The 9,273-nt window shown below is 54.9% G+C and carries 8 protein-coding genes; 5 read left to right on the forward strand and 3 right to left on the reverse strand.

The genetic code is table 11. The annotated features are described in order from the left end of the window. Positions 1-470: 470 nt before the first annotated feature. Positions 471-974 (forward strand): SET domain-containing protein, encoded by a 504-nt coding sequence (locus RMSM_RS36030; RefSeq protein ID WP_008709750.1) that lies wholly within the window; start codon positions 471-473, stop codon positions 972-974. Between the two features lie 416 nt (positions 975-1,390). On the opposite strand, the gene RMSM_RS36035 is transcribed toward RMSM_RS36030, so the two are convergent. Beyond that, positions 1,391-1,687: a hypothetical protein gene (locus RMSM_RS36035; RefSeq protein WP_008709752.1), complete on the reverse strand. Its 297-nt coding sequence runs from the start codon at positions 1,685-1,687 to the stop codon at positions 1,391-1,393. A 79-nt stretch (positions 1,688-1,766) separates the two neighbouring features. Between RMSM_RS36035 and RMSM_RS36040 the strand changes: the two genes are divergently transcribed. Further along, entirely contained in the window at positions 1,767-2,903 is a 1,137-nt protein-coding gene (locus RMSM_RS36040) for a prenyltransferase/squalene oxidase repeat-containing protein (RefSeq protein ID WP_008709755.1), read from the forward strand. Between the two features lie 29 nt (positions 2,904-2,932). After that, complete coding sequence (locus RMSM_RS36045) at positions 2,933-3,646, forward strand: hypothetical protein (RefSeq protein WP_008709757.1); 714 nt, start codon at positions 2,933-2,935, stop codon at positions 3,644-3,646. Between the two features lie 90 nt (positions 3,647-3,736). On the opposite strand, the gene RMSM_RS36050 is transcribed toward RMSM_RS36045, so the two are convergent. After that, positions 3,737-6,880 (reverse strand): efflux RND transporter permease subunit, encoded by a 3,144-nt coding sequence (locus RMSM_RS36050; protein WP_008709759.1) that lies wholly within the window; start codon positions 6,878-6,880, stop codon positions 3,737-3,739. Next, positions 6,877-8,151 (reverse strand): efflux RND transporter periplasmic adaptor subunit, encoded by a 1,275-nt coding sequence (locus RMSM_RS36055; RefSeq protein WP_052031984.1) that lies wholly within the window; start codon positions 8,149-8,151, stop codon positions 6,877-6,879. Before RMSM_RS36055 ends, RMSM_RS36050 begins: the two co-directional genes overlap by 4 nt. 113 nt (positions 8,152-8,264) lie before the next feature. Between RMSM_RS36055 and RMSM_RS36060 the strand changes: the two genes are divergently transcribed. Together RMSM_RS36060 and RMSM_RS36065 are read left to right on the forward strand one after the other, a co-directional pair. After that, on the forward strand, positions 8,265-8,750 hold the full coding sequence (locus tag RMSM_RS36060; protein WP_008709763.1) for a MarR family winged helix-turn-helix transcriptional regulator: 486 nt from the start codon (positions 8,265-8,267) through the stop codon (positions 8,748-8,750). Further along, a partial coding sequence (locus RMSM_RS36065; protein ID WP_008709765.1) for an antibiotic biosynthesis monooxygenase occupies positions 8,747-9,273 on the forward strand: 527 nt, incomplete at its 3' end. The genes RMSM_RS36060 and RMSM_RS36065, both read left to right, overlap by 4 nt.

The raw sequence follows: 9,273 nt of genomic DNA on the forward strand, positions 1-9,273 counted from the left end.
CGATGGATTTGAAATCGATATCGCAAATCGGAAAGGGTGAGGGCCGCAAATTATACCACACCCACGTCCCCCGGTTGGACAAAGTCGGAGGCTTTTCTTGCGATGAAACAAGCGTCGTGTAACGTCAGTCGATGCGTGCGGCGTCAGTCAAGTCGCCATCAAACACGCATCCACCATATTGGCGCGTTACATGGAAAAGGGCGTCCCAACGGAATGAGAACGGATTTTGGGAGCGGTTGATTGCGACGTCCGATCGAAATCGATGTGTCTTATTCGATACGATTGGCATCAACCGTCGATGCTTCACACCGCTGGACCACTATCCCCACATGACAGACTGTTTTAATCTTGGCGGCTGATTAACGTAACAATATTTTTTGCGTGCCTCCGCGATCGACAGCGAAGCAACGCAGAGAACTTTTACAGATTCAATCTGGCTCCGCCATCTGAAATTCGCAACTTTGTGCACAATGAAAAAGAAATCCGTTAAGAAACGTCGCGAGAAGCTACAGAAAAAAGTGGACGAGCTTCACGGCTACCGCAGCTATCACGACGACGATGTTGAAGTCCGCAAAGGCAAATATGGGCTCGGCGTCTATGCGGCACGTCAATTCTTGCCTGGTGAATTGGTGTTTGAAGTCACCGGACAGCTACTGTCTCATGAAAACTACCATGGTTCAAACTATGTCATGGAGCTGAACGAGAGTTGGTATCTCGAGCCGACGATTCCTGCGGCGTTCTTAAATCATAGCTGTAGCCCAAATTCGGAATTGGTCCAGCTGACCAAATACACGCTCGGGCTAGTGGCAATCTGTAATATCGAACCTGAATCCGAAATCGTATTCGACTATCAATGGGAGCCTCACGAAGGCACCCCGCAATGCCGTTGTGGTGCACTCAATTGTCGCGGCTGGGTGGTCGCAGCTGATGCGGTCCACAAGATGGAAAAGCCCAAAAAGAAAGACAAGAAGTGAGCTTCCCCAGGCATTGATGCCGGGGCGGACCCTAAGCGTCGCAAACCGTGGCATCTTAAACCGTAGCGTCGCCGATACGGTTAACACTACGACGACAGACGGATTGCCCTTATCACGACAAGAACGCGTTCAATTCAAACACTTGTTGCGTATTTCTATTGATGACCCTGAGGTGAGACAGGTGGAACGGTTCCCTCCTGCACGCTGGAGGTTTCATCTTTATTCGGTTGTTCCGAGTCAGTTGGGGGAACAACCACTTTAAAGACAAGACCGTGATTGGTTTCGATTTTGACCTCAGAGTTTCTCATTGCAATCGCCACAATTGTTTCCTTCGGAGTATTGGCACACAACAATGCCTTCGATTGCTCCGACGGAATGCAAACGTTATTCCAAACATGTTCGCGTGAGACGATTTGCTAGTAGAACCTTCTTTTCAGTGCCCCAGAGTCGCTAAAACACGGTACGGTGGCGGTTTCAGCGACGTTAATCTGTAAACGCGAGATGACAAATTTGGATTTAGGGGTGCCGCTTCGCAACATTTGCGAGAGATCTCGCCGCTGAGTGCTGGGAAAATATGCACCACGCTGGAAAAATGTCGCCTCTCGATGCACCGCGTCCAGAGCCTCCTCGGTCACCCTGACCGCGTCCAGCCGCTTTGCGATTTGGTCGGGCGTTCCGTCTCTCTTGGATCGGTCGGTTTTTGTGCCTGGCACAGCGGTTGCTTTTCATACGTGTACCTAGTCGTGCTGCGTTCGAAAACGCCGCAAAACACGTGTTTATTGGAGACCGTAGATGAATCGCCGATGGAAATTCCACCTTAGTCGACGGATTTTTGTTACCGCGGCCGCCGCCGGGCTGTGTTGCCTACCCGCTGTCGGCGAAGAACCGCAATCCGTTTCTAAAGCAGAAACACTGCGTCAAGAAATTGTGGCCAAGGGGCTCGCTTTTCTGGCCAAGTCAGGACAGTCTGACGAGGGGACGTTTTCAGAGAAAGTGGGCCCGGGCGTGACCGCGTTGGCGATCACTTCGGCACTTCGCAACGGCCGCAGCCTCGATGATCCGATGGTGGCCCAGGGGCTGAAAGCACTCCAGGGCTATGTCAAACCCGACGGTGGTATCTATGGCAATGGACGGCTGCGTAATTATGAAACATGTGTCGCGATGGTTTGTCTGTCCGAAGCTAACAAGTCCGGTCAATACAACGAAATTCTCAAGCAAGCCAAGGCCTTCGTTACCGGAATTCAGTATGGCCAGGGGAAACGCGACCCCTCGGATCCTTGGTACGGCGGCGTAGGGTACGGTGGCGAAGGACGCCCCGATCTGTCCAACACCGGCTACTTTATCGAAGCGCTGCGTGCGACCGAATCGGGCCCCGAGGACCCTGCGATTCAGCGGGCCCTCGCTTTCGTGTCGCGATGTCAGAATCTCGACAGCAAGTACAACGATACTGAATTCGCATCGAAGGTCGACGACGGCGGTTTCTACTACGAGATTCCGACGACCAAGATCGATCCGAGCACTTCCGAAGAACGCTATACCGCAAACGGTGGACTGCGAAGCTATGGATCGATGGGCTATACGGGGTTAAAGAGCATGATCTTTGCTGGGTTGACGCCAAGTGACCCACGCGTCAAAGCGGCACTGCAGTGGATTTCGGACCACTACGACGTCGACAACAACCCCGGCATGGGATCGGCAGGTTTGTATTACTACTACCACACGTTTGCAGCGGCGCTCAATGCTGCCGGGCTGAAGACCGTCGATACCGACGACGGAACAAAGCACGATTGGAAAGCAGACTTGGTCGCCGAATTGGCCAGTCGTCAGAACGCCGATGGTTCGTGGTCGAATGACAATCGACGTTGGTTCGAAAACGACAAGAATCTGGCCACTAGTTTCGCGCTGATGTCGTTGGCGTATTGCAAATAAGGTCGACGTTGGTAGGGAAGTGGTCAAGTATGAATTGTAAACGTATTTGGATCGTGCATCTCAGCTTGTTGGTCACCGCTGCGGTCTGGGCGGTGACCGACCCAAAGTTCGAAACGACGATCCAGTACGCATTGTCAGCCCCCAGCGTCTTGGCTTCGCATGTCGGCTGGGCTCGCGCTGCGGCATTTTTGTCAGCGAGTTTGGTCGCAATCACCAGTCTGGCCGCAATGTTCGCAGCGATGCTTCTCAGACGTGCGAGTAACGTTCGTTCGCGTTCGTTGCAATCGCTGTTGGCAATGACAGCGGTGGTGGCGGGATGGTGCGCACTGGGAATTCATCATGACGCCATCGCATGGCAGGGTAAACGCATCCGATTCGCATGTCGCGTGGATGAACTTGAATCCATCGTCGCACCGCTGCGAACGGATTGGCCAACGAACGACGGCGATCTGTCGACAATCGGACCTTATATGGCTTACCCGTTTGGTCGCCCGACGACTTTGGTTCTCTTGCATTCGCCGCGGTTGGCAAGTGAAGCGGTATACGTCAGCGCGGTCGAGCGAGGCAGCGGTGGATCGATCAAACTGCAATTGACCGGATCCGATGGCGGCGACTGGGCCGAGTGGCATCCACCGCATAGTCATCCTCGCTCGTTCGTCGGTGGCCTTGCCGATCCTCATGAATTGCAAGCCGTCTGTTCAATCGGTTCCGGTTGGTACTTGGTGCGATACGACGTTTCCTGAGCCAAACGCCCGGAGCGTCGATGACGGGGAGCGTACGATGATTGTTAACGTGACGCTCACAAAAAATGCTTGGTTACGACACCAGTTCGGTTACGACACCAGTTCGACGGGGTCAGGTTGTTTCGGCGGTGGTTGCCGGAGTTCGCTAATCCACTGGAACACGACATAGAACACCGGCGTGAAGAAGACCGCCAATACGGTGGACGTAATCATCCCGCCACACACGGCGGTACCCAGTGACCGTCGACTCGCGGCGGCCGCCCCGGTTGCGAACACCAACGGCAACACGCCCAAGATGAACGCGAACGACGTCATCAGAATCGGACGGAACCGCATCCGCGATGCCGCGACCGCAGCCTCGCGAATTGAACTGCCCTGCATCCGCAAATCGCGAGCAAACTCGACGATCAGAATCGCATTCTTGCTGGCCAACGCGATGATCAATACCACCCCAATTTGCACGTACGTGTTGTTGTCCATACCCATCATCGCAATGGCCGCGACGGTGCCCAACAGCCCCAACGGCACCACAAGGATCACGGCGAAGGGAAGCACCCAGCTTTCGTACAGAAACGCCAACACCAAATAAACGATCAGAACCGCCAAAGCAAAGGTATACAGTTCTTCGCCTTTGGCTTGGCTCTCTTGCAACGAAACGCCGCTCCAATCGAAGCCGATGGACTCAGGGAACTGCTCTTTGGCCAAGCGGGCCATCGTCTGCAAAGCCTCGCCCGAACTGGTTCCCGGTGATGCCGACCCGGTCACATTCGCCGACGGATACAGATTGAAGCGACGAATGATCTGCGGCCCGAAAGTCTCTTCGATCCGAATCAAGCTGCCCAAGGACACCATTTCCCCTTCGGCGTTGCGAACGTTCAAACGCCGCACATCATCCACCTCGTCGCGGAACGCCGCATCGGCTTGTAGTGTGACACGATAGGTGCGTCCGAACTTGTTAAAGTCGTTGACATACGTGGATCCCAACGCGGCTTGAAGCGTCGCAAACACCTCGCCGAGCGGGACCTGCATGCTCAGCACTTGGGCACGATCGACGTCGGCGTACAACTGTGGCACCCCCGCGCGGAATGTTGAATTGACACGTTGCAGTTCCGGTTGCTGCGCCGCGTTGGCAAGCAAGTCGTTGACCGCATTTTGCAGTTCATCCAACCCTGCACCGCCACGGTCTTCGACTTGCATCTCGAAACCGCCACTCGTTCCTAAGCCTTGAATCGCGGGTGGCGGAATCACCAAAATGAAGGCGTCTTTGATCGCCGAAAACTTTTGTGTGATCTGACCGATCAGCGGTCCTTGTTGCAATTCCGGCGTCGTGCGATCTTCCCAGTCCTTTAAGCCAATGAACATTGTGGCCGCATTGGACGATTGGCTGCCTTCGAGCAGCGACATCCCGCCAAGTGTGAACCAAGTCTTTACGCCTGGTTGCTCGGCAAGGATCGCGTTCATCTGCTCGACCACTTCACGCGTGCGGTCCTGCGATGCTGCATCGGGCAACTGAATCGCCGTGATCAAATATCCTTGATCCTCGGTCGGCAAGAATCCGGTCGGTACCTTTTGGTACCACCACACCGTTCCGGCCACGGTGAACACAAACGCTAACATCACCACCGGCCAGCCACGGATTAACCCGCGAACGCAGAACACATACAGTGATTCGATCCATCCAAACACGCGATTGAACCATCGCGATAGAAAGAATTTTTCGCTTTCGGGCTTTGCCGGTTTCAGCCACAATGCACACTGAGCCGGCTTTAGCGTCAACGCGTTGACCGCGCTGAGGAATGCCGTGGCGGCAATGGTTAACGCAAATTGCCGGTACAATTGTCCTGTGATCCCTGCCATAAACGCGGTCGGTATGAATACCGCCATCAATACCGCGGTGATGCCGATCACTGGTCCGGTGACCTCGCTCATCGCGCGGATCGTCGCTTCTTTGGGCGATTCGCCTCGTTCGATATGATGCGATGCGTTTTCAACAATCACGATCGCATCGTCCACGACGATGCCAATCGCAAGCACCAGCCCAAACAGCGTCAGCAAGTTGACCGAGAATCCCAGCAGCGGCATGATCGCAAACGCGCCGATGATGGTCACCGGCACGGTGGTCGCCGGGATCAAAACGGCACGCCAATTCTGTAGGAACACCAGGATCACGATCAGCACCAAGACACCCGCTTCGAAAAGCGTCTTGTAGACTTCGTGAATGGCTGAGGAAACGAAAATGGTGGTATCAAATGGGATATCGTATTTCAAGCCGGTGGGAAACGATTCAGAGAGATCCGCAATCGCTTCCTTGACACCCTCGGCGACATCCAAGGCGTTTGCACCCGGCAACTGATAAATCAAAACACTGGCCGAACTGATCCCGCCTTTTTGCGCAAACGTGTCATAGGTTTGTGCGCCCAGTTCGACGCGGGCGACGTCACGCAAGTAGGTCAAACTGCCGTCGTCGCCGACTTTGACAATGATGTCTTCGAATTGTTTCGGATCTGACAATCGCCCCAGCGCCGTCATCGTGTACTGAAACGCTTGTGAATCATCCAGCGGTGGTTGGGCGATTTGTCCGGCCGCGACTTGAACATTCTGTTGTTGCAGCTGGTTCATCAAATCGGTAAACGTCAACCCGCGAGCGTCCATCTTGGTCGGATCGGCCCAAATACGCATGCTGTACGCACCGGTGCCACTGATGGTGACGTCGCCCACGCCCTCGACACGGCTGAGTTCGTCTTTTAGCCGCAGATTGGCGTAGTTCGAAAGGTACAGGCTGTCGAAAGTGTTGTCGGGCGAAGTCAACGAGACGACTAACAAGATGTTCGTCGATTGTTTTCGAACCGAGATCCCTTGTTGCCGAACATCCGCAGGCAGAAACGGCTCGGCGAGGGCAACCCGGTTTTGCACCAACACCTGTGCTTCCTCGAGATCCGTGCCGACTTCGAAGGTGACGGTCAACGAATAACTGCCGTTGGATGACGACGTCGATTGCATGTACAACATGTTTTCTACACCGTTAATCTGCTGCTCGAGCGGCGCGGCAACAGTGTCTGTCATCACTTGGGCGCTTGCGCCCGGGTAGTTCGCCGTCACCTGAATTGTCGGTGGCGTGATGTTTGGGTAACGTTCGACCGGCAGGTTCACCAACCCGACAATGCCCAAAATTACCGTCATGAACGCGATGACGTTTGCCGCGACGGGACGGTTGATAAAGAAGTTGCTGATCACGACTTCGCTCCTTGAAGACGCACTTCGCTGCCAGGACGGATTTTTTGTAATCCCGAGGTTACTACCGTTTCGCCCGCCTCGATGCCTTCACGAATGACCGTCTTGTCGTCGACGATATCACCCATCGTGATGCTGCGTCGCTGAACCTTGTTTCCGTCGCCAACGACCATGACATACCGGCCCTGTTGATCCATTCCAATTGCCTTGGTTGGGATCAAGACCGCGTTGTATTCCGACGAGAACGGAGCTTGGATGCGAGCGAACAAACCTGGCGATAGAATTCCCGTGTCATTGTCAAACGTGCCGCGGACGAGCGTATTGCCTGTGGTTGGGTCGGTGATATTGTTGACGAAGTTGATCGTGCCCTCGTGAGGAAAGCCCACTTCGTTGGCAAGCCCCAAGCGAATCGAGATCGTGGCTTGGCGAGCATCCTTGACTTCGCCTTCGAGCATCCTTGTCCGATAATCGAGTACCGATTGTTCATCGACGTTGAAGTCGACATAGATCGGATCGACCGAGACCACCGTCGTCAGTATCGTCGAGTCCGCGGCGACGAGGTTGCCGCTGGTCACCAACGTACGTCCGAGCAGTCCATCAATCGGAGAGCGGACGCGAGTGTATTCGAGATCCAATTGGTTGCGTGCCACGGTCGCCCGCAGGTTCTCGATCTGGCCTCGCAACTCCGCGACCGTGGCCACGGCTTGATCATATTCCGCGGCGCTGGTGGCATTGCGATCAAGCAACGCGTCGGAACGTGCAAGGTCCTTGTTCGCTTGTTCCAGTCTCGCTTCGGCTGCTTCGAGTGATCCCTTGGATTGCTGTAATGCCAACTCATAAGGCTGAGGATCGATCATGAACAGAAGATCTCCCTTCTTTACTAGGTCGCCTTCGTTGACGCTCACCTCAGGGATCGAACGATCCGCAGAACCTTCGCTCGTCCCAGTTCCCTCCGCGTCAGTTGCTTCGCTGCTGGGGGCACGGTTTGAGGACTCCGCCCTGGCGAGACCGCTGAACTGCGTTCGCTCACTGTCAGCCGAACGAGGGCTTTGCAGGAGATAACCGCTGACGCGGGCACGAATTTCCACTGAATTCATGGCCGCGGTGCGACCGGTGTATTCGCGATAGTCCACGATCGCCCGCGTCGTTGCTTGAGCCGTTTCGACCTCGGGCACCGGCATCGCGGGGGCTGACGGTGGTGGGGCGTCTTGCGATTGACATCCGGCCACTGCAATTAGCAGCAAAATGAGCAACAGACTGTGCGAAGGTTTCATGGTGCACCGAGTGAAAGCAACGATTCGCAGCAAGCTTTCCGCCGTGCTCACTGCTTGAAAGAAAACTATTTACGTGTAAAATATTGGCGTGTCAAGTACCGTGAGAACCCGTGATGCCCTCTCAGAACCTGCAAAACGAACTTCATCGCAAACATCCCTTTGCTTCGCTTCAACAAGAAGCGTTGGTAAGTTTGCTGCGAACCGGTGACCAGCTCGAGAATCGCTTGGTGCGTTTTTTTCGAGATCACGACCTGACGCTAACGCAGTTTAACATGCTGCGTATCCTCCAATTGGAGGGGCGGCAGCTCACCTGTGGCGAGATTAAACAGCAGATGATTCAAGTCGTGCCAGCGATTACCGGGGTTGTCGATCGGCTTGAAAAACAAGGCAGAGTCGAGCGTCAGCGTTGTAGCAGCGACCGCCGGGTCGTCTATGTCAGCATCACAAAACAAGGCCAGGACGTCTGCAAGCAAGCGATGCCGCTGCTGGAAAAGCTTGAATCGACTTTGCTGAAACGACTGACCGAGAAAGAGCTGAAACAGTTGATTTCGCTACTGGAAAAGTCCCGTCAATCGTTGGCCGAGGAGGAACGTCAATGAGCTTGCTGAGTAAACCCAAGCCGCGACAGCGGCGTTCGGATTTTGGCTTGGTCGACCGACCGGCGGAGAACGATTTCGCGGTGACCGATGAAGTGGCGGCGCCCGTCGAGCAGCTCGATGCGTCGGCATCCACCCAGCCTGCGACCATTTTTGTAACCGCGTTCCCGAAACCAGGGCGAGAGCGTGAGTGGGAACAGGCGATCGGCGAATTGATTCGCAAGTCGATCGACTTTCCTGGTCATCTGGGGGCTCTAGTGCTTCGGCCACAGGGATCGGGCGACCGCCACTATCGCGTGATCTCGAAATTTGATTCCGTCGAAAACATGCATCGCTGGCATCACTCGGACGAACGCAAAGAGAAGGTGGCTCGACTGCAGACGCTCGAAGGTAAACCCGCGGACATTCATCATTTGACGGGGTTGGAAACGTGGTTTGAATTACCTCAACACAGTGGAGGCGATGCAACGGCACCGCCCAAATACAAAATGGCGATCGTCGTTTGGATCGCGGTCTATGCTGCGGT

It is taken from the genome of Rhodopirellula maiorica SM1 (genome assembly GCF_000346295.1).
GTDB lineage: Bacteria > Planctomycetota > Planctomycetia > Pirellulales > Pirellulaceae > Novipirellula > Novipirellula maiorica.